Consider the following 24,000-nt stretch of genomic DNA (forward strand, 5'->3'; position numbering starts at 1 on the left):
CAAAATTGAACCTTCCGTCACCGGCTCCTGCCTTGAGCCGCGGACTTTCCGACCAGCGGCTTCCTCGAGAATTTCTCGCCATGTTCACGCCTTGTTCTGTTTTCAAGGTATCGACTCGCGCGCACAAGGACCGAGATATCTTAAGTGTCGACAGGTATCGGGGGCGAGACAGAGACGATGCGCGCTTGCGCTTCAACCATTCCACCGAGACTCCGGACGGAAACGGCATCAGAAGCCTCTGCGTCACCACCGGTGAAGAACCAGTCAAACGTGAACGATGTGACATCGGGAGGTTCGGCGCTGCTGGCGGACGTCGGTGGCAGTGTCAACATCGATATATCTGCCCAAAACTCGCTATCTGCTGAAAGGCCCGCGATGGACGCGATTGTTAAGTCCATGGAAGCGGACGCCAGCACGGAAAAATCCACAGGCTTCGCCGTCGTGAACGAGACACGAGCATCCTCGATGCCCCCGCCCCCATACATCACCTTTGCATTGACTTTTTCACCTGGGTAATTTGCTTCGCTCGCAATCAAATTGAGGACGATTGCGCGAACCGGAGCGGCCTTGTCAGCAGGCAGTGAGACAGTAAATTCACCAGCGTCCTGAACGCTCCCTCCTGACTGTATAGGTTTCGTCGACAAAGCGAACGAAATCGAAGCGATTCTCTTCGTTCCACGGGTTCCCACGAGCGGCCGCAGGAAAACGCTCAAACCGATCGGAGCCTTTTCTTTGTTGTCAGCGAATTTCGTGCCAAGCACCGAAAAGAGGTCGAAGTGAGCCACTTTGAATTGGTCCAATCCGGTGACGCCATTTGGCAGATTCCAGCATAAGGGTACGGCCGGGGTTTCGAATTCTACGACACGAACCGAACCTTTTCCCTCGGCTATCTTGAATTCACTGCCCAGAAGCCTTCGAGCGTCATCGTACACCTCCACGTCTCTTCCTGCGCTGCGGACATTCAACGCTCTGACCACCGCAAGATGGCGATGAACATAGAGTGGGTTGGGAGCCGTGGTGAGTGACGGTTCTAGCGCGACTGTCTTAGCATCGGCTTTCATTGTGAATTGATAAGTCCCACCGGTGTTCTTCACCGCGATCGCACTCACCGGATATCGCGACAATGCAGCATCGTTTCCTTCATCGAACGCACTGAGCAACTCGAAGTTTCGGCTGGTCCTTGTCCAGTTCATCAACGTCGTGGGACTTGCGGAAGTGCGGTGTGCCTCTATGCGACCCGGCGGGCGGAATTCCAAAGTCTCCGCCCCCTTCGGGAGCGCCCACTCAACAGTTGCAAGCAGGACCGGAAGGGTGTTGCCAAAATATCCATTCTGATTCGGTCGCCCAAAGACCGATATTGAGGCTCGCCCCGCTTCGAGTGGTAAGTACTGAAATGCCAGCCCCTCGAGTGCACCCATGAAGGCTTTACAGACTGAAACGAAATCCCTGGAGTTATTGCCGCCCTTATAGAGTAACTCAGAATTAAACCTGACGTCGAACAGGTCGTCCTGAATTAAGATTTTGCAGACATCATCACCTGAACAAGACAATGTTTGTTCTTCGTCAAACTCGATCCACCACGCGTCGGCAGATGACAGTTCGGTTGGAACCTGATCGTGCTCGACCACCCATCGATGATCGAGATATCGACGCAGAGCAACGCTTAAGAAGTGCTCTTCAAGATCAATGGGCGCAGCGGAAGGCTTGCCGAGATGAACGGGACAGAGAACCAGCGCCGTATTCGCAAAAGCGGGTGCCCTCGCCGAAATCGTATCGAAGGTTAGTCCGACCGGGCCTTCATTGCTGAGCGACATTGCCAGCGCCGTCTCGAGTTCCATGGGAGAATAGGTAAGTCGTGGGTCGGGACCGACCTCTTTTCGCGAGTCTTTGAGACCCACTCGACCACTTCGAAGTTCGTATCCGAACCCGGTTTTGATCTCCGCCCCGATCCGATCAGCTAGCCCTCCGTGAACGTAAGGCGCTTCGTCCAGAACCGCCATGATGGGCGGCGTGGTTACTCCCGACGAACACCCAACCTCCGGAGACTGAGTCAATGGTATCAGCGCCCGAAGCCGCGGTCTTGTCAGTTGCAGGCGCGTTTGATCAGCGAGCATTGCGACATGGGTCCACGCCTCGAACGTCCGGTCGTCAGGGGGCGTTCTCCACGCCGGGACATCCGAAACAGCGCCATCTCGCAATGCTCCCGCATATCGCGATCTGACGACGAGCCGATGCCTGAAAAGCGTTGCCGAGGGCCTCTCCCATGGGAAGGCTTGCAGCCGCGTCTCTGCTGGAAACGCATATTGCTGCCAGTCCTCATGGAGGTCGTTGAGTTTAAGGCGCGTGGTTTGTGTATCTGCATCTTCATCGTCGCGGTCAAAAAAGGCCTCGCCGATGAAGGGGCCAAGGCCGGCATGGTCGCTCTTTAGCGCGATCACGGGAGTGCTAACCGGGTTGCCGGTCTTGTTAGCTTTGGGGTCAAACCACGAATAGATTGGACGCCCGGTGTGCCGCCAGCGCTGGGTTTGAATGTCGACGCTTCCCAACTGGCGCCACCGCCAACCGTTAGCGTTCTTCAATATTTTGTCCGGTCGAAGGGCTAGATCATAGCGGCGCTCTTTGCCAGCGTCGACGATCGTGATTGCGTCTGCGATGAGATCGGCCCAGTCGTTGATCGGCTCCTCAAAAGGGGTGGTCGGCTTCTTGAGCCTCGAGAGCCACGGTTCATCGTTCGTCGGATTCGGTGCGGCCAGAACGCCAAGCATGCTCTCAATTACCAGTGATGCTCCATCCATCACATAATAGTCGTTTCCGCCGATCGTTCGCTTCTCGGTCGCAAGCTCGAGGATGCGGGGAGTGAACGCCGATACTTTCTCCGCTGAGAGCAGCGGTCTCACAGTTAACTGTGCAACGAGACCGCGAGGGACATTGACTTCAATTGTCCACTCCGGGTTGATCCGTCCGGGCGGGGCTGCGCGGGGAGGAGCTACCCGCTTTACCTGCAGCTCAGTTCCTCCAGACGATATTGTCACGTCGGCTGAATGATGCCGCGCGAGGTTTGCCAACGCCCTGACGAGATTGGCAGCGTCTTCGATATCAGGAAGAGGGCGCTCGTGGATGGACACAAGCTCGATTAGCAACGAAGACGCGGCGTAGTTGAGGACCATTTCCGCCGGCTTGTTTGTTAAACCATCCAAGGGAACGAGCTCAATAAGCATCTTGTCGATCGCGGGATCCGGTAGCGCATCGATCAACTTCGACAATCGATCGTCGAGTGTCCTTCCCAAGACGCCGGCGAGGAGGGCTTGCCGTGCCTTCTCAAATTTCTCTCGATCGGCAGTCGTGGGGGCAGAACGTGCCGCTGGATTGTTATACCAGCGATCGAAGTCCTCGTAGGCCACCTTCGGAAACACGATCTCGGCTGACACGACTTTCTGATATATTGGCAACCACTCTGTCCGGCCGGAAGCATCGTCTGGTGCAACAAGCACGAGGTTTCCCGGTGGCGTACGAGATCCCATATGATTGGCGCGAGAGCTGTTCGAGAGATCCCGCAAGCTGAGGGCGACGCGATCGCCGGTGTTTGAGGTTTCGATGGAAAGACGCAACCAGCACGACGAATCATCAAGACCGCTAGGGGCTGGAATTGGATGGGGGCCGACCACGATCGTACCCTTCGGCCCGACTGCCGATACCAACCATTGTGCCGTTCCACCGACAATAGTGATGATGGCGCGCTCGTCTTCGAACGCATTGGATATAGGGAAGGTCCATGTTGATTCAGCTCTGTCGCCAGGCTTAGGGTTGGGCCGGAGGAACAGTGCAAGCTTTAATGTCCCTGCGCCGCCCCACCACATCAAATTCGTGAGTTCGATTACTGCACGTTGCCCCTCGCTTGGAAGCGTGAAAGCGCCCGTCCCGTCAGCGTTCCGCAGTACATCGAGTGAAGCTGCCATGCCCTCGGCCGCTGCCAGACCAATTCTCGGAAAATCTCCAAACAGCGGATGGACGCCATCGATACTAACGCCGATCCGTGGTGCGCGACCTTCCGTTTTCTCATTAAGGACCGTCCGGCCGATCGACGTCGAGCGCAGATAGGGTTGATCCTGAATGTAGCCAACTGGAAGTGAATCTAGGTCGATGGTTTCACTCGGCCACCATGGCTCGTCAGGGACCTTTTGCAGCACGGTGGGCAAGGCGCCGGAACTTGAGATAATATGCGTAGCAACGCGGTAGGTCATGCCGTATGCTAGACTAGGTAGTTTAGCGTAGGTACCAAGTTGGTCCTTTGTCGGAGCATCGACCGTATAGAATGGGTCTGATGCCGGAAGTGCTTCATCCTGCGTCGGCGAAAACTCCACCATCGCATTCGACGAAAACGGCAGGCCATTGAATTCCAGAAAAAGTTGCCGCTGTCCGTCAACGTCCACTGATTGGAGAGGATAAAGTGTAAGTTCATCGATGTCCTGTGAACTACCGACGACCTGATGCTTGGCAAGGTTCGCATAAGCCCAATTGCTGTCGTTGCGCTTTATGAGCACTGAAACGCCGTTGTAGCGCTCAGCGAAGCTATCGAGGTCCGTAGTGTCGGCGTCCACGCTGATCTGAATGGGCAACGGCCTTGGGACGTGATCCGGATTGAAACGAGCAGGCTTGCCGACAGGTAGAACGGCGGCGAGCACGTCGTCGTAAGCACGCTTCATCTCCAATCTAAGCGCATCAATCTCAGCAGCGTCCAAGGCTTGAAGCGCATAGACCGGGCAAGCCGATGCTATGGGTTCGAACGCCCCACCCTTGTCTCCCGTTAAGCGACGAGCGAACCAATCGGCTTCCTGTATCGTTTCGATCAAGAGGTTGTGGCTCCATTGGGACGACGCGCCACGAGCTTGCGCCTTCGACTTAGCCTCGCTCACCAATGCCATCTCGTAAAGTGTCGCCTGCCCATGACGCGCAGCATCGAGGCCGTTCAACGATGTCTTGAGAAAATCGTTGAACGCATCATACGCAGACTCCCAATCCGCTGGCGTCCCGACACTACTATCGGCGAATAGCGTGCTCGCGTTGATGTCAGCTTTCTGGAATATTCCAAGAAGAAGATCTTCCATGCCGATCTCCGACTGAAGCTTGGCTGCGAGATCTCCAAGTTCGGAAACTAGTTGCCGGTCCAGCGCCGCTGGTTGATCGTCATTTTCATCAAACCGTTTGCGGAGCTCGTTCTCTAGATCGTCTTCGTTCGCGTCAGCAGGGCCTGGCGTCACATAGAGATTCATGAGAGCCGACAGCAAGGCAGTGGTGTTAGGATCTTCCCCGATTTCGAACAAAGCGCGAAAAAGTTCAGCAACCTTCTCCCGTTCCGCTGAATCTGCTTCCGCGGGAGGCGTCGCGATCAGTGCTTTCACACGATTTCTGACGGAATCGCTGATCGTCCGCGGATCAGCCTCTGGCACCCTTTCCAAAACCTCGCCAATCAGCGCTGAGACAAAAGGCCCCCCCATGTTGCGGAACGGCATCTCGAGACTAAGCAGGAGCGGGTCGAGCATAGTCGCAAGTCCGTTCATCGTTCGCCAGATGAGGCGTTTTACGGAACTCGCCCGGGCGGTTCCGTTCTTCGGGTCGAGCCATTCAAAACCTTGAATCTGCGGAAATGACCAGAAAAGAGACCCTGACTTGTTGCGCACCTGTTCGAGCGTCCGGTGGATTATCGGTGCTTCCTCGTTGATCATGAGGAACCCGGTCTTTTCGTCGACGAGGCTCGAGGGGTCGTACTTGGGTTCCGATGTAGCCTGCGTCCTGCAGGCGATGGTCGAGCCAGACGGCAAGCCTGCATCATAGGTGATATCGAGTTCTTGGCCATCGGGTTGTTGCACGGTCGATTTTGGGATCGTGGGCGGTGCCGAGGCCGCGTTGAAAAAGGGCAACACAAGCAGGCCATTGAAATCGAACCCCGCATTGATCGCTTTCAATTCCACAAAGCGCACCAATCCCGCTTCCTGGGGTAGCGGAGCGTCCCACAGGCCGGCGGTCGACAGAACTTTCGATGCATCAAGCTCCTTGGCTGTATAAACGCCCCCGACGATTGGATCCTCGCCCGTCCAGTTGCCTCCATGGACACCTAGTGCCGCTACCCGCCGGTCAAGCCAGTCGATGATCTCATCAACTCGATTGCCGGAGGGCGCCCCCTTGGTCGTCAGCACCAGATCAGCAGGATCAACAAGGGTCAGATCACCCGCGGCGTCAAAACGATAGGCGCTGAACGTCGCTGTGGGTAGAGCCTTAAGGAACGCCCGGAATCGGTCTTTGGGAACGTTCGGTCCAAGGTTTGTGTCAAGCACATCAAAATTTAGATGCAGCATTACCGCCTTCAAAGAGTCAGGCGGGACAACCGGTCGATCGTAAGTTGCTCTCGGCTCGAAAACCACCGTGCAATAAACGCGATCATCCATGGCGTGCCCCCATTATGTCCTCGGCCTTTCGAGCCGCCGCCGCGAGTTTCGGGTCGTCGATCGTCGCGTTCGTATCGACCGACGTGACGGTTTGCGCCTTTCCTCCTCGCAGCGTGTATTTGGCGTTTGCCCGGGCAGAGAGAGTGAAGAAGCGGGAGATGCGGATACTCACCGTCAGAGTTCCAGCCGCGTCAATCTGGCCGGTGTTGCGGTAAGCGAGCCTGAGGAGCAGCCCCATGTACACCGTCGCGATCCCGGCGACGCTGACGTTGCCAGCTACCAACAGGACGAGCGAGACCGTCAATCCACCGCCGGAAGTGCCGATAAGTTTGCGGTACGCGAGCGCGACACTCAAGGTTATATAGACCTGGCCGCTTACGGGGCCAAAGGCAAACCCGAGTGAGGCGGATCCGCCCGCTGCCGCCTCCACAACGACCATCAACTCATTCCGGAACGGCCGGTATTCGGTATCGACGCTGACATAGCCGGTTCCGCCCAGAATGAAGAGCGAGAAAAGGAACGGCGTCTCCGGCTTGCTCAGCGAAAATCTGTCGGAGATGACAAAGTCCGGAAAAGCGATCAGAGAGAAGCTGTTAGAAATAGAGATGTTGCTGACGCCGCTTGTTGCGTACATCAGGCTGACAGGGGGCATAGAGAATTCGTGCTCTACCCCGACAGGCACGCCACTCTGCTTGATGACCTTCAAACCGCCGAGTTCGCTCGGAAAGAGACTTCCCAGAGTGTCCTGTACGAACTGAAAGGCGGGGTTCAATCTGATCCCCTTTGGATCGAAGTCCACCTTCAGTCCGGAGGCCTTATCATAGTGAATGGTAACCCGGCGCATTGTGACCATCGTCTGTCCGCCGACGACCGCCTCGATGTCGGTAACCAGTGTGGCGCTACCGGTCTGCTCGACCTTGTCCGTGTCTTTGGAAGCGTCGAGCCTGACCTTGGCAATGAAGTCGGTATCGACAAAATCGAGTTGGAATGGGCCGATTGAGAAAAGCGATTTGCGGCCCTTCATCGGCGCATTAACATCGATCTGAACCCACGCCCGGAATAGCTTCTTTTCAAAGTCATGGGTGATCCTGATGGCATCTTTGACGCCATCGGGCACTCGATACCCCTTAAAAAGGGTGTCCAGCTTGAGGCCGCCGAAATTTCGGAAGATTCGGCCGATGTCGTAATTTCTAAGGTCAAACGGGATCAGGCTATCGCCGATCTGGCTGAAGGGTAGGCTAAGGCCAAGCGCCTTCAGGTCATCACCAAGTTTGCCGAACCAGGCTTCGGCTTTCGTCGTGTCAATGATCTTGTTGACGTCGTTATAGTAGTAGGCGAGACGCTCACGCGCGAAATCAAGATTGGGCATGGCAGGCGCCGTCGCCGCCGCCGCATAAAGGCGCAGGACCTTATTTGGCAGAGACCCCGGATCGCCGCTGTTGAACGCGCCGATTGCTTCGCTAACCCGGTCAACATAGGCATTTGCGCTCGACAATGCGTCTGCAAGATCGTTGCCGATCTTTCGCACATCGACATCGATGGTCTTGGCGAGATCTTTGAGTTGAGCGATGGCTTTATTGATGTCACGTTCTTGCAGCGCGGCGTCGAGCTTGTTGAACACTGCATCTATCTGGCCTTTGACCGCCTCCTCGGCCCTTTTTAAGAGACCCTCCAGCGTGTCGATTGTTCCGCCGACCCCTTCGCAAGCAGCCTTTATGGTTGCAATGCCGCCAAGCGCCTTGTTGCTCAGCCCCTTGAACTCCTCTTCGGCCAGAGTGCTGAGGTCTCTCAGTCGCTGCCGCAACGCGAGCTGGAACTCCAAATCCACAACGGTGGGTATGACGAGGCCGCTCAACGCGGCTCTCACGGCCGGCTCCACTATATTTTCGACGATCAATGTGAGTGCCTTGTCGGGACCTATCTCGATCGCGATGCCCTTTAGCTTTTCCTCGACCCAGGCCCCGGCGCGATCGATGTCGTTAAATACCGCCCTCACGTCATTTTGAAGGCCTCTCAGGGCTTCGTCGATCCGCGTCAGTGCGGTGTCTACCAGACCGTCTGCGACACGGCCAAGATCTCCGCCATATGACAGAAGGCCCGTCGGCAATTCGAATGTCGCCTGCAACGCGCGCTTGATCTCGTCGCAGATCGCCTGGAGGGCGGGATCGGCAATACTCTCCAATTCACGAATTGAATCGACCAACCAGGTTGCCGCGTCTCTGATCAAATTGGTGCAAAGTTGAATGACTTCGCTTGACGCCTGCTCCAGCGGCGCGCTCCCCTGTCCCAAGATCTGCCCGAGGGCGTCACATCGGCTCTCGATCGTGCTGGTTGCCTGGTCAAGCTCGGTCAGGCGAACCTTCATGCTTTCGAAGAGAGCCCTGTATGTGCCATCGTCCTGAGCCATGGCTTCATCCAGCTTTGCCGACGCTAGCGCAGCCAGTTCGTGGATTTTCAACTTTTCGATCTGGTATTTGATTGACTGAAGGTAGGCCTTCGCCGCTGTTTCGACGCCGCCCAGCGCCGCCGCGATGGATGACTCGCCATCGATAATTCTGCAAACGGCGTACGCAGCGTCCGAGGCGATCTGTTGGGCTACCTCATCAAGTTCGGCGGCAAGACGATGCTGGATCTCGAATACGGTTGCCTCGAGATCACCAGCGATTCCTTGCTGCACATTTCGAATTTTCTGCTGAAATTCCAACAAGCGCTGGGATGACCAAGGCTTGCTACGGTCATAGCTTGTGCGCACCAAGCTTAACTCGCGCGCCGCCCGCTGCAAAATGCCGGTGACCTCACTTTCCCAATCACGGGCAATCTGACGGGCTGCCGCGAGACTGCTGCCTGCGCTGGTCACGTCTTTGACGGTTTCCGTCAGGACCGGCCTCAGCTCGTCGCCAATCAAGTTTGCTATCGTCTCGACAAGCCGGTCAAGCCTCGTTGCCCTGCCGATCGGAACTATCTCGGTATCGTCGTAGGCTCCCCATGAGCGAATTTCCTCAAGAATCAGAAGTTGCTTACGCCGAAGAGAACCGATGAAATCGTCAATAAGCTTATCGCAGCGGAGTACTTTGCTGCGATCTTCCAAGCTAAACTGCTGGACCTTCTGCCAATAGTCGTTCAGCTGAACCACGCAGGCCCTGAGCTTTGGATCCTGCTGCAGTAGCGGGCCTGTGTCCTTGAGTTCCTGCCAAAGCAGCTGCGCAGAGCCTTTGATATCCCCACCAGTCTCAACCGCATTCAAAAAGCCGACAAGGGCCTCGTCTAAGCCCTGTAGTTCCGGGGGGCCTTCCCCCGGTCTGTGCCAATGCTTGAGTTGGGCCGAGGGGTGAGGCGGTTCGAGGGAACTTGAATCTCTCAGCGCCTCAGCGATCCTCGTGATCTTTGTAGTCTCTTCTGGTCTTGGCCGCATGAACGTGATCGACTCAAGCCCGACATAGAGCGGCTTTCCACTTCGTCCTGCATTGACCATGGTGCGGGCGGACGCCGGCGCAAGCCTCCAGGTGAAACGGCGAAAGCCGCGTGGAATGCGACGAGCGCTTGGCGCGCGAGCGTCCTCCTCAGGGCCTATATCGCTCTGCCGCTGCAACTCGTCGGTTGGGAAAGGCAACCGGGAATAATCGATGCCTGCTCTCGAAATCCATTCGTCGGTGTTATCTCCTGCACCTGGTGTGGCATCGGCGAAGAAGTACAGATTTTCAGGTTCAAGGCACTCCTGCGTCGCTGTTGGGGCGTCTCCTTCTCCTTCCGCGTTCGTAACGAAGCCGATGTCCGGCCGCGGGTAGACCTGCGGTCGTTGGGTGGCGCTGTATCGGTTCCAAAGCGGGATCTTCCAGCCAAATTCACCCGTGTCTTCCGACCATTCGCTGTCGACGTTGATGATCTTTTGATTGAACTGAACCGACCGCAGGAAGCCGCTGCTCTCAAGCTCCGCTGGAAAATCCGGATAGTTCCGTACCGGTTCGAGCAACTCGATATACTCACTGACTTTCCGCAGGACCGGTCGTCTGGTCCTCGTCTCAGCTTTTTCGCCCTTTGGTGCGAATTGCGCGGTGGGATTGACCGTCCTTTCATAGACGACAACATGTTTCGCTCTGTGCCAAAAGACGGCAATACGCCCTATGATTTCGATCTTCTGGCGTTGGACAAAGCCATTCCTCGTCTCGGAGATAATCGCCAGCCGGTTCTCCAAAAACTCTGCTTTCTGGTCGGCATCGCCCCCAATCGGGGATAAAGCAACGCGCTCTATCGAACCGCGGGTTGAGGCTGGATTGGCAAGCAGGGTGTTGAAGAAGTTCTTGGACTCGAGTGGCCACAGCGCGCCGCCACTCAAGCCGTGCTTGTTGTCAAAGCGAAGCTTCCCTGTCTCAGGCTCGTTGGCCACCTCGCCATCAATAATAGGCGGGCGATGGAGAGCGGTTGAGCGCAGCGCAAAAAGAGTGCCGCGCTGGAAACGCGCCGGCGCAAATGCCACGTCTGAATCTGGATCTGCAGACCAAATTTCGAGCCGCTCCGGTCTTCGCGAGAGCGTCTGGTGCAATGCCGACCACCGCAGCGAGACATCATCGTCCAGCCGCACCGTGGCTTCCCGGTTCGGAAGCCGGCCAACAAGAGCTTCTATTTCTGCTATCCGCGCTCGCCGAGAGGGTCCCAACTCTTCGCTCGGCTTGATGCCGACGCTCAAGCCGTACAGAAACTCGGCTCTGAGCGCTTCCAAGCCGACGCCCATGCCAAGCTCGCCGGCTTGTCGGAAGATTTCCCCGCTCTCCCACTGCGGAAGAACGTAACCACGTTCAACGTCGCTGGGTTTGATCCAAATTTCAGCCGAGGGGGTTAGACGGAACTCGACGGCCCGGCGGTGTACGTCGTCCACAGCAGGCCGTAGTTTTTCTTCTTCCGAGGGGTTTATGTCGTGGAGTTCCAGGCGTTTCGGCTTGTCCATCGATTCCCCAGCGACCTGCGGAGGAAATTCGTATTGGTAAGTAGGCGCAGTTAGTTTCAGCTGCCATTGACGCGTGTCACTATCGTAGAACGCAACGATCGCGTTATCCTGTGAGCCAAGCGCTTCGAGAGCCTGTGAACGGAATCTGACGATTCCGAAAGGTTCCTGCGCCAGCACAACGTACTCGTCGCGCTCAACTATACCGGGCGTCTGGTCGATCAGATCCGACTGTAGCCAGCGGTCATCCTTGTCACTGATCACCTCTCTGCAATCGAGGAGAAATCGGCTTGTTGAGGCGGCTTGTCGCGAGACGATCAAAAGTGGTTGGGGTCTATTAGTGCGCTCGCCCCACGGAAGGGTTAGCGCCACCGGTGCCGCGCGTGACAAGAGCAACCGCAGCCGTAAAAAAATGTCTGGCAATTGGAAAGTGTTTGAATTTGTGCCGACCGGAATTCGGCTGCTGCTCGGCTTTCTCGCTGAAAACCAGAAATGGCTTTGGTCGGCGCTGTTAGAATCGTCGTTCACCGTGGAACCGACAGTCTGCAGCGACATCCCCGCTAGCATCGCTGTCATTGATGTTGCGTTCGCAACATCTCGAGGTTGAAGACGGAACTGGCACTTTCTATCGCCGCTGTGCTTTATGTCGCTTGAGATTATCAGGTTTAAGTCCGGACAGCCGACACCGCCTTTTCTTCCGGTTAGCAAGGGCAGCCATGCATCCGCCGGCACCTTGTATGCGGGGTCCCCATCCGCGCCGAGGGCGCTATCCCACATTGTCAGCCGATAGTCCGGTTCGGCTCCGGATCCGACCTTCCAATCAAGATTCCCATTCTTGCTTCGCCTGATATCGAAATCGGCAGTGAGCGAGAAGAGCGCGGTCTGAGGCGCGATGTAGATGTCGGCCAAGGATGAATCCGGAGCGGCCGACTGGTTACTCTCCAGAGCCAGGACGGCAAGTCGCATGCCACGGATTGCGTTCTGTATCAGATCCGCGGCACTTCTTCTCTTTTCATCCGGTTCGATCCATGGGGTACTGAACCTTCCCGTCAAGCCCAGGCGGGCCGCCAGCACGTGTTCAACTGGCTCTGCGCCCCCTACGACCGACCAAATCTCCGCGTCAGCAATGGAATAGCGGTGTTCGAGTTCAATAGGGAGCACGTCGTCGCCGACATCAAGAAATTGATCCTCATTAAGCAGTCCCGGAACCTTAAGGTGCAGCCGTCCCGAAATTTTGGCAACGTCGCCATCCTCCCACGGACCACTGGCACCCGCCGCAACGCTTATGCGGTAAAATATGCTCGTCTCTACTCCGTCCTTCGTGCCGAAGCGGATGCTGAATCGATGGGCACCAAGCGCTCCAGGCACTCTCAGGGTGCCTCTGGTCACAAAGCCTAGGGGAGCCAAAACGCGGGTAGCCATCAGCCTCCCATCGCTCAGCCACAGCCTACTGGGCGCTTCCACGCATCCGCTACTCCGGCCTTTAGAGAATCCGAGTTGGCCCAGTGAAAAGTCACTCGGGATAGCTACAAGTGACGAAGGTCGTCGACCGACCACCAGCGTGTCGATACTAACGGGACGGTCAGCCAGTCTTTCGATCTTGCTGGCGTAGATCACTCCAAACGGAAATGCATCCGTCTGGGCATTCCCCGTCGTAAATTGAGGTGTAATCGTGGGAAGCGCGAGATCGAAACGATAAGAAGAGTTGTGCGTATTGTCCTTTTCGTCGGGCTGGCCAACGATAAGGTCGCTGTAGTAGCGAGCTGCACCTTTTGCGAACTTACGCGACAGCAACAGGCGTCGTTCGATTGGAGGTAATACCTTGCACGCAGCGTTATTCTTTCGGTTGATCGTGTATTGATCGAAGATCAGACCACCTCTGAACAGGAGGCGTCGGTTCCAGATTAAGCTGCCGCGGCTTGGAGGATCGAGTCTCAGCAGGACGGAATCTCGGGCGTCCCTGAACAGATCCATGAGTCTTCTGTCGTCTAAGGTCTGTATTTGGTCAACCTTGGAGAGGTCAGAATCTATCGCCTTCCAGGAGGCATTGCCATCGAAGCCCCCTCTTGGCGTCCAACGCAGGAAAGCTGAGAGAGGCCTTCTCCTATTGCCGCTTTCCGCATAGAAAACGTCTACGACACCGACAGCCCGCACCGTGTTTTCGTCTTCATCGGCGGTCGACTCATATAGCCGTCTTACAGGCGGCCATTGAAATGCGCCGAAGAATCGAAACGCCAAGTAGCGTCTTGCGTCGGGCTTCATGCCATTCCCCCAGGAATTGACTAGAATACACAACTTAAAGCTGTATTTCGTCGGAAGACGCAGGCGCACCCGTCCGCGACGAACAACTCGCGGGTACGCTCGACAGAAGGCGAGACTACGCCTTCAATTTACAAAGCTGACACGAGATGCGCTTACAACTTAACCGCACAAAATTGCTACCTCTGCAACTAGCATTACTTTGACCGGCGAGGCTGCTTCGCAAAATTGATTGGTACAATCTGATATTGTATTAGTATCCTCTCACACGGAGATGCTCGATGCAACAGTTTAGCTACTTGCGCAGGTTGTTAATTGCCACCTTACTCGCCCTCGCTCCGACGTGGACGATGCCGCCTTGGGCTTTGCGAGCGAGATGCTAGCGATGAACAAGATATCCAGAGAGCAATCGGCGAAAAGCTGAAAATAGCGCTGCCCGTCAAGCAAGAACTGTCCAGTGCTAACAAGCGAAACATCTTGGGGTATCAAACCCCCTACCTGAAGCATCACGAAGCGAGTGATGCGAGTATGAAAGAATTCCTCGGGAGCTTTCCCGACAAAGTACTCAATCACACCAAGACTGTCGATGGATGCAGTTCGATGCCCGGGTATGCGGTCGTTCTCCCACGATCTGTAGGCAATTCCCCGCGATAAGCGGATCCTCTTGTCGCCGCAGGCAGCGGCCCGAAACCTTGCGATTTCAGCAGTCGGTGAATGTTGCTAGTATTTTCCGGTACAGACCGGCCGAGCTAACAAAGCGCCGATAAATAAAGCGGAAGGAGGGTCCATGATGCTCGGAACTGGCAAGCACGTAATCGGAATAGTCCTGATCGCGGGCGCCATTGCAACGATTCCTCACGCGGTGATTTCGCGAGATCAGAGTCCTGCAAATGTCCGCGGCGAAATACGCAGGGCTTGCTCGAAGTTATCGAACGAGCGCAGGATGCAGGACCGCTGTGTAGTAAACGACATGAGGGCCAGACGCAGCATGATTGCCCGTCACTACCCCGGCTATATGATTGAAGGTTGCAAAGCCGTGGCCGGCTTCCGAGTTGCCGCGAAACAGCAATCTAATGACGTCCCTCTCGGATTATACTCGGAAACTCTTTTGTGCCTAGAACGTCAGCAAAAAGAATTCGACGAAATGGGGGAACGCCGCGGCATTCTGCGATGATATTCTCTTGGCAACGTTTGTGGGCATGCCGGAGCATTGTCGCGCCGTTGGCGTCGAACTCCTCAGATAGATGAATGGCTCCCGTCGCGCCTTTGGACCGTCAATGGGGACGAAGGCTGGGCGGTGATTGTTCGGCCGATTGAGGAAGCGGCGCTCCTGCTAAAGCAGTCAGAGCTGCGAAGAGCTAGTGGATTGATTCCAACGTTTGGAACCCTCGGTTTCGGGCGGCGATGATGTCCTCGGGATCGGCTTTCCAGATAAATGGCTTTGGGTTGTCGGCATTGTATTCGCGAACGAAGCGGTTGATGGCGGCCTGGAGATCGACGACGGAATGGAAGACGCCGTGCTTGAGCCTGCGCCGCGTGAGTTTGGCGAAGAAGCCCTCGACGGCATTGAGCCACGAGCACGAGGTCGGCGTGAAGTGGAAGGTCCAGCGCGGATGGCGGGCGAGCCAGGCGCGGACCTTGTCCTTCTTGTGTGCGGCGTAGTTGTCGAGGATCACGTGGATCGCCTTATTGGCCGGCACCTCGCGCTCGATGCGGTTGAGGAAGCGGATGAACTCCTGATGGCGGTGGCGCTGCATGTTCTGTGCGATAACCGTCCCATCGAGCACGTTGAGCGCGGCAAACAGTGTGGTCGTGCCATGCCGCTTGTAGTCATGAGTCAAGGTTCCGAGTCGGCCCTTCTTCATCGGCAGGCCGGGCTGGGTGCGGTCGAGCGCCTGGATCTGCGACTTCTCGTCGACCGACAGCACCACGGCATGAGCCGGCGGATCGACATACAAGCCGACGATGGTCGTGAGTTTCTCGGCGAAGGCCGGATCGTTGGAGAGCTTGAAGTGCCGCCAGCGATGCGGACTGAGACCGTGCGCCTTCCAGATCGCTTGCACCGTCGAGGCCGCGATCCCGGCGACCTTGGCCATCGCGCGCAGCGTCCAGTGGGTCGCCTCATGCGGTGGCGGTTCCTGCGTCAGGCGGATGATCTCGGCGACACGCTCCGGCGGGACCGGCGTCTTGCCGGGCGGACGGGATTTGTCGCGAAGCAGGCCGTCGACGCCCTCATGCATGAACCGCTCCTGCCAGCGCCAGACACAGGTCTTGGACTTGCCGGTCTTGGCCATGATCGCCGAGGTGCCCAGACCGTCGCCGCTCAGAAGGACAATACGCGCCCGCCAGACGTGCTTTTGCGGGCTCTTGGGGTCCGCGGCGATGGCGCCTAATCGCTGACGCTCGGCGGGGAGATACGGTGAAGGAAATGTCGCTGCGCATGCGACAGACTCGCATGCCATCAAGCCAAGGGGAATCCCAATTCAGACTCTTTTGATCCGATCAATCCACTAGCGCATGAGCTGTTATTTGCGGTGCCGAACAATCTGTTCGGCCGATCTCCATCTGAGCGGCGATCAGGTCATCCGTCTCGCCGCATCTTCTCCACCGAACCTGCCACCTTGCGCCGTATGATCTTTTCGAACATAGCGCCATCATCGCGACGGCTGATTGCAGCCAGACCGCTGCAGTCCTGCTCCGCCCGTCAGCCGGGCGAACACGAATCAAGGCCCGTTCTTCGAAGCCAACATCTCGGCTGACGCGCACACCGGCGCCCAATCGGGTCGTTGAGGTCAGCGGGGCCGTACCCTGAGGGCGAATACGGTAGTTGTTCACTCCGATTGTCGTGCACGGCGACGAACGGAGGATGTAGCCCGTTGCAGCGTTGCTGGCGTGCGGGAGCGGTTCAAAGCTCCCATTTACAGCTTTGAACCGACCGTCCCGGCGCAGACATCCTCGGCTTGACCTCTCGGTCCGCCCCGAACGCGACGTTAGAGCATTCTATTGGCAATAGCGCTCTTTGCTCGTTCCGAGGGGCGAGTCAAACGGCAACGTTCCACCCGACTAAGACGACAGGAAGCCGGCGACATGCCGGCTGCCCGGGATGTCGATTCCTATCCCTCGCCTTGAAGGGATCAGAACCAACGACCCTGTTGTCACGAAATCCCTCCGTCTCAACTTCCCCAGTAGGGGCATCAGCTCAGCGTGGGTTGAACGACAGATTTGGGGCCGACAACTTGCAGACGTTCACCCCGTGGCGGCCGAGCTCGCGAACTGATCCTTTACCGACGTGTGTAACCTCAACAGGAGACGCTCCTAACAACTGACGGCGGTCGTTCACATATTCGGGCCAATGTCATTCGGCAGGTTCATTCTCGCTGGATTCTACGTAACGTGCAATTACCTTCGAACCTGGAATCTCTCGCGATAGAATGGTCAACTGGTCGACATCCATTTTGTCTAAAACCTCAGTGTTTCGTTCGAGTATCCCCTTGCCATTTAGCTGGTTGATGGCCCGAGCGACTATTGCCAAAGGGTCGCTTGAAAGGCTCGGCAGAGTTGGAACAAGCGCCGTGGCGAGCGAGCTTCTCTGATCACTGTTGCGGGCCAACGAGACGATGCTGTCGATCCCACTGATGAGGATTCCAAGCGGCTTTGCTTCTCCCGGCCGCGTCAGCACGATCGGCGCTATCTCGACAAAGAACGTCAGGCCAAGTTTCTGCCGTTTAGCCAGCGCGTAGGTGAGTATCCGTTCCCTCTGAGCCTCATTGAGACCTTTAACCTCGAACAGTGTCTTCAGGACTCGATCTTCTTTGTCGCCGAGCTCCGAAAGCCAGATCGAAAGTGCCCCATCGGGCCGGTCATTGATCTGCTTGGGCGGGACCGCCAGAATTTCCTTCGCAATATCCAAGCACCGATGTTCGTCTCCGCTGGCGGAGAGTGCGCCAACTATTGCCTGAATCTCTTCTTCGCCTGCGTCGTTCGCCTGTTTACCGGTCAGGAGTTTCGTCACATCACCAGGTGATATGAACGAGGCGATCTGCCTCACGGATTCAACGACAGATGCTGGTGAATGCGGCCATAAGATCGTGGCCACGTCTGATACTCCGGTGCGTATATTCTCACCAACGATACCGCGCGATACCATGTCTACGACAGACTTGAAGACGTCCCCTGATCCCGGGAGTGCGGGGTTTTCCCTGATGAACTTGATCGCACGTGAGGCGATGGTGCTGGGGTCATACTGCCCCGTCTGTTCGTCTTCCACCGGCCAGTTGTCTGCCATCTCGCGATGCAGGATTGGATAGGCCTCGGGAGAACCCGCCGCTTGCTCGAAGAGTGGCTTAAGAACAGCAGCGATCTGCCCCTTTGGAGCGCTGCTAAGGAGTATTCGAGCGGCAGGAAAAACCGCGGACAGGTAATCAGCTCTGGTCGACATCGCGAGCACGCGTGCCCCGGAGGTCTTCGTATGGGCCAAAAGCGGGGCCGATGACCATTCAGCCTCGGGTGCGGCGGCTATGAACCTTACATACTTCTCCGCTTCATCCGCCTCGACAGCGTCGGCATTCACGAACGCGTTCATCTGACCCGCTAAGGCCGTTTTCTGTTCATCATTCAGCTCTTGAAGGTTTGAGGCAATGTATTCGAGGGATGTCCAAGGCAAATCCCCGAAGGCCTTACTAGTTAGAGTTCCGATCAATCCGTCCCAGGACTCCCTGTCGCGGCGCATCAGGATTTTTGCGATCCGGACCATGTATCCAGAAGTCTCGCCGTCTTCGCTCCATGATTGAGCGAGAGGGAGAACTCCCGATGCGGTTTTCTGATCTATGTGATCCGCCCATCGGGTGGCCAGGTCAAGAAACTGCTGTGCGCCGGTTTTCCAATCTAATCCCCAATGGTCGGCGTCTCCCATCTCCTGGTGCAGTCGATTGGCCAGTGCGAGGAGAAATATTCGTGCTTGCTGGATTGTAGCCAAGGCAGCGTGGGCAGCCGCCTCGATCCACGCTCTGGATACGCCGTCGGAATCAGGGATAGCGACAAGCCCAGTTAGCTGCTGCCACAATACTTCACGGCTCTCCTGACCGCCTTCAGCGAGACCTTTGAACACCTGCCCGAATCTCTGGAGCATGCGATCTTTGTCAGGGATGCCTTCCGGATCGCTTTCGAGCTCATCAATGCCCAGACGGGTGTAGTCCTCAGCGAGGAAATGCAGCAGGTGTTCAGCATGCTCGTCCATCCACCTTTCTAACTGTGCGAAGGGTAGCGTCTGCGCTCCCTGAGAGGATTGGATCTCTCGTCCCAGCAGCCAAGTTCTCAAGCGGGAGTCCGTGGCGGGAGAAAGCCCGTTGTTCGCGCGAACATCGAGGACGAGCTCGGCCGCGGCCTTGGCATCGGAGACCAGTTCCTCGAGGTTTGGAGTTTCGCCGGTGGGTAGGCGCCACTCGAGATTCTGCCCCGTAAGCAGATCGCTGGAGAAGCTGTCGGCAACCTCACGTCTGTCAGCCGCCGCGAGGGAGGCGATAATCTCCTTAGCGGCGGTTGGCCCAACGTTCATCCTGATATCTTTGAGGTCGATCATCTGGCGCGCCAAGGGAACCATCAAGCCGTTGCGGGCCTCCGTCGGGATTCGATCGGCTATCGCAGCCAGAACCCTGGCCGCGTTCACACGGCGCGTCTGCGTGTCGTCCGAAAGCCCTTCGGCGAGCTCTTCCAGCAATCGAACGTCTTCGCGGCCGAGGTCATTGTCGTCGAGATGGTGGCCAAAGATTTCCAGGACTCCTTGGGTGTCGCCGGAAACGAACGCATCATTGAGCTCAGCGGCGCGATCTCCGTACTTCCGGGAAATCGCATCCTGCGCAAGAAGTAGAAGTGGCTGCAGCGATTTCGGCCACCGAAGATCAAGGAGGCTCGACAGGTACTGACGAAGGTTTCGGTGCTCGGCGCGGACGTCATTCCCGACCATACCATTTTGAACGACGAGGAAGTCCTTCAGAGCATGTTGAGCGCCGACCGCAAGCGAATCCAATGCCTCGCGCCTGAAAACTACGCGGTTGAATTCTTGGATTAGTTCCGGGCGTTTTTGTAGCTCGTTGTAGAAATCTGGAAAATCGACGCGCAGCACGCATAGAGCGGCCAAGGCCAGGGGATGATTTGATACAGCGCCGGCATAAAGGACGCCGGGGGCGGTTGATCCGACTCCGCTGCGCTCGCGCTGAACGGCAATCCACCACGTCTGTGTGAACGCATTTAGGATCTGAATTGCGTTGCGCGGACTCTGGACACCCACGTGGATAAGCCTTTCCACGACATCGTGCAGCCGCACCCCGCCTTTTTCGATTTCAGCGGCGATAGAACCGGACTCCCGAAGCTTCTTCTCCGTGAACTGCCTCATGTCCAGTTTAGGGAAGGGCGGGATCTCTAGCCGGAACTGGAACAGGCGGTCGAGATAGCGTCGCGCGTCCGAGCGCGTGAACACCGATCCCGGCAGCTCCGGATTGATCCTCCCGCGTCCACGAGACAGAGCATCTGCCACTCGGTCTTCGTCACAGGAAATGACGAAGATGACGCCAAAATTCTCCGTTTCCTTGCCAAGTGGGAGCTCTAGGAAAGTTCGAATGGCATCCAATCCAGAGACCATTTCAGCGGCGGACAATCGGTCGAGATCATCCACGAACACAATGAGCCGCTCGCAAGAACGACCTTCGCGTCCTGCCCTGAATTCCTTAATTTGATCCACCAGCAATCGTTCGTATTCCTCTGCGGTCGTGGCGGGGAAGGAAATCACCGACTGATTGTTGAAAAGCGTGGGTGACTTAAGTCGGATATCGACCACGTATTTGCCGAGGAATGCCGCAACAACTGCTCCCACGGACAGGACGAGCGTCAGGCCCCATTGGTCCGACAGGCCTAGAGAGTAGGAGGCAGCCCATATGATCCCCATGGTGGCCGCGAGAAGTCCTAGGAACAGCACGACCGAAGCGGCATTTTGAAGGACGGCTTCTTTGAGCCATTCTCCCATGCCTCGCCTGCTCTGGGCGGAGTCGGTCACCTGCTGGTAGAGGTTGCGACGAAGTTCCACATCGTCGCCTCCCAACTGGAGAAACACGTGGCGGAGCAATGCCCGCTTGATGTCTTCGTCCCCTCCATACCTCCACGCGTTGAAGGTAATTGGACGGAATCGATCTCTTCGCCTCTTCCCCTTGGGACCGCTGGAGTCTGAAGCGAGAGAGGCGAGATAAAGCTCCTTGATCGTGCTTTTCCCGGTTCCCCAAGACCCAAGCAATCCAATACTGAATGGAGCTCGATGCGGGCCTTCAATCAGATTCCTGAGGGCGTTCGCGAAATGCTCGTGCCCGAAAGCATCATTCGTCAAATCGGACACTTCTTTATCAAGAACACTTGGCATGTGCCGGTTGCCAAATCCTCCAGTACCTTCGTTCATCTTTTTCCCCCCAAACCGGCAATCTCGAGAAATAACACTATAACGGGAGAAAGACGATCCAGGACAAGCAAATCCGACGTCTCCCAGGCCGAATGCCCAGGGTAAGGCTGGTTGAACGACCGCTTGAGTGGGGAACTGAGAACCTGGCATGTAGTCGCAGTGTCCGCTCCGGGGCGCGAAGCCGCCTTTGAATTGCAAATGCGCGGATGCTACCCAGCCCTTGACTATCAGGAATGTCATCGAGATTGCCGCAAGCCCGATCCAGGCGCCGCAGGTCAACCATTTGGGTATTGTATGACGGTATGCCTGGAGGCTACCGCAAGTTGATCTTCAAGGTTCATTGGGGAGAGCACTGGAATGGCAACCTCTGGCGGCCCTGAGGATTCGCGCAGGCGAGACCGCATCTTCCTCCCGGCGGCTGCAGCCGGAGGGCACCACGCGACCACAGAGTTACCGCACATGGGTTCGGTCACCCGCTACGGCCTTACGCAGGGCGGCCGCCCGACGCTCGCGAAAGTGCACATCGGCGTCAGCATCATCGACGTCCGGTCGGGTGTCCTGGAGCGCCTGCAACACTTTCGCGCGGAACCAGGTATCGTAAGCCTCGCTATGACTGACAAGTTCAAGCGGCAGAGCGCCTTCATTCGCCGTCCGGGTTAACAGGATTCGAACGGCATCTGAGAGCGTGAGTCCCATGTTTTCTAGAACCGCCGTGGCGCGCTCTTTGACGTCGGCATCAATCCGGGTCTGGACCAGTGCATTTGAAACCATATCCGTGTCTCCCTTCACTGTCATTGTAATGCACCTGCATGACAAATTCCAGGGCCACTCCGAAGTCTCGTCGAACAAACCTCGCATTCGACGCCTCTACCAGCGCAGTTCCGGTCGATACATTATGCGATTTTCGAAGCACAAAATGAGAACATCTCCGTAGTGCCCGTGGCGAGGCACCATAGCGGCCCCTACGTGCCTTGCCCCGTTGCTTACTGTCGCACCAGAAAGGGCGGCCCCGCCACGGCGGGGCCGAAGAATTGAGCGGCTTGGCCCGCGCAGGTTATTTCAGCCGTGGTCCGGTCGGCATCAAGCGTAACATTCGGGAACGTGAGTCCGAGTTTTCAGAGCTCGCATTTCATGCTTGTCATTTGCCATTAAATTATGAGATTTCCGCGCCAATGATTTCAATACGTTGCCACGACTCTTAATTTGAGAATCGGCCCTTAATTTGAGAATGCGACTTGGATTTTGTCACTTAATGTGAGAATCAGGCAGTCGAGATAATCGACGGTGTTCCTGCAATGAGTGACCCACTTCCCGATGAAGTCGATGAAGCGCTTTGGGATGAAGCGTGCCGACGCGCAGACGCGATTCGGGAATTTCTGAAACACCGGACTGGCAAGATGACAGCCGGAGATGTGGCACTGCTTGCGACCGAGCTCGAAGTCAGTCGAGCGACCGCGTATCGCCTTATCAAGCTGTTTCGAGCCGGTGGCACGGTCATGTCGTTGGTGGATCGCAAGCGCGGTCGACCGCAGGGCCACCGGGTACTGGATGACCAGCGGGAAGAGATCATCCGCACGACGATCAACAGATACTACCTGACACGAAACCGGCCGACAGTTTCGCAGCTGGTCCGGGATGTGCAGACGAACTGCATGTCGGCCGGGCTCAAGCCGCCGCATCGCCGAACGATCAAGGCTCGTCTCGAGGAGATCGATCTGCAGAAGCGCGCCAAACGACGCGGCGAAACCGAGATCGTGAAGCAGACACAGGCCGTTCCTGGGGTGTTTGCCGCCTCCCGGCCTTTGCAGGTCGTTCAGGTCGACCATACGAAGGCGGACATCTTTGTCGTCGACGAGGAGACCCGGCAGCCGATCGGCCGGCCCTGGCTGACACTGGCGATGGATGTCTGCAGCCGCATGGTGACGGGATTTTACCTGACGATGGATGCGCCCTCCCGGCTGTCGACCAGTCTGTGCCTGCTGCACTCAGTCTTCGACAAATCGGCCTGGTTGCGGGAGCGCGAGATCACCGAACCTTGGCCCGTCGCCGGTCTGCCGGAGACGCTGCACGTCGACAACGGCGCCGACTTCAGGAGCCGTGCTTTCAAGAGAGGGTGCCAGGATGCAGGCATTGCGATCGCATGGCGACCGCCGGCTGAGCCGCGCTTCGGTGGCCATATCGAGCGTCTGATCGGCACCCAGATGGGAAAACTCCACCTGCTGCCCGGCACGACTTTCAGCAGTGCGCAGGAGCTTGGCGAATACGATTCCAAGCGGCATTCGGCGCTCACTTTGCGCGAACTCGAGCGCTACATCGTCCTCGACATTGTCGGCTCCTATCATCAGTCGATCCACAGCAGCTTGGGCCGCCCGCCAATTGCCGTCTGGCGGGAGCACGAGGGCGAGATTCCGCTGCGACTGCCGCAGGATCGAATGCGTTTCTGGCTGGCGTTCCTGCCCGAACAGGAGCGCACATTGCGGCCAAACGGTATTCATCTGTTTGGCCTGCGCTACTGGTCAGCTGCGCTCAGCGCCGACGTCGGTCGCTCGAACCGTCGCCTGCTCGTTAAATACGACCCTCGGGACATGGCCCGTATCTTCGTACGGCGACCTTCGGGCAATTTCGTGGAAGCCCGCTATGCTGATTTGACCCTGCCTTCGGTGACACTTCATGAGGCCGTGGCGGCGCGACGCACACTGCTGGCGAAAGGGCGACAGGAAATCAATACCCGCGCCATCGTCGGCACGGCAATCGCGCAGCGCCAACTGGTGGATGCAGCAACCAAGAAGACGGCAGCCGTACGACGCGGCGGTGCAGGAAAGCCAAAAACGAACGTGGATGACCGCGGATGGGGCTCGCTTCGGGGAATCGACTCCAGCAAACCTGTGCCCTTTGTCGAGGACACGGAGTGAGCTGGC

General features: G+C 57.0%; 6 protein-coding genes and 1 pseudogene. 2 read left to right on the top strand and 5 right to left on the bottom strand.

The annotated features are described in order from the left end of the window. Positions 1 to 140 precede the first annotated feature (140 nt). Positions 141 to 6,443 (bottom strand): hypothetical protein, encoded by a 6,303-nt coding sequence (locus SJ05684_RS24805; protein ID WP_157212037.1) that lies wholly within the window; start codon positions 6,441 to 6,443, stop codon positions 141 to 143. After that, entirely contained in the window at positions 6,436 to 13,644 is a 7,209-nt protein-coding gene (locus tag SJ05684_RS24810; protein WP_034859412.1) for a coiled-coil domain-containing protein, read from the bottom strand. The genes SJ05684_RS24805 and SJ05684_RS24810 overlap by 8 nt, the downstream gene beginning before the upstream one ends. Positions 13,645 to 14,428: 784 nt before the next feature. Between SJ05684_RS24810 and SJ05684_RS24815 the strand changes: the two genes are divergently transcribed. After that, entirely contained in the window at positions 14,429 to 14,815 is a 387-nt protein-coding gene (locus SJ05684_RS24815; RefSeq protein ID WP_034859414.1) for a hypothetical protein, read from the top strand. A gap of 184 nt (positions 14,816 to 14,999) precedes the next feature. Here SJ05684_RS24815 and SJ05684_RS24820 read toward each other — a convergent pair. From SJ05684_RS24820 to SJ05684_RS24830, 3 genes and pseudogenes are all read right to left on the bottom strand, one after another. Beyond that, positions 15,000 to 16,083: pseudogene (locus SJ05684_RS24820) on the bottom strand (IS630 family transposase). A 913-nt stretch (positions 16,084 to 16,996) separates the two neighbouring features. Next, positions 16,997 to 21,082, bottom strand: coding sequence for a KAP family P-loop NTPase fold protein (locus tag SJ05684_RS24825; RefSeq protein ID WP_157212038.1), 4,086 nt, complete (start codon positions 21,080 to 21,082; stop codon positions 16,997 to 16,999). Between the two features lie 450 nt (positions 21,083 to 21,532). Continuing rightward, a complete protein-coding gene (locus tag SJ05684_RS24830) occupies positions 21,533 to 21,853 on the bottom strand; it encodes a type II toxin-antitoxin system RelB/DinJ family antitoxin (protein WP_034859416.1) in 321 nt (106 codons plus the stop codon). Positions 21,854 to 22,479: 626 nt separating this feature from the next. Here SJ05684_RS24830 and SJ05684_RS24835 point away from each other — a divergent pair. After that, entirely contained in the window at positions 22,480 to 23,994 is a 1,515-nt protein-coding gene (locus SJ05684_RS24835; protein WP_244938023.1) for a TnsB C-terminal domain-containing protein, read from the top strand. Positions 23,995 to 24,000: the final 6 nt, after the last annotated feature.

Source organism: Sinorhizobium sojae CCBAU 05684, from assembly GCF_002288525.1.
Lineage (GTDB): Bacteria > Pseudomonadota > Alphaproteobacteria > Rhizobiales > Rhizobiaceae > Sinorhizobium > Sinorhizobium sojae.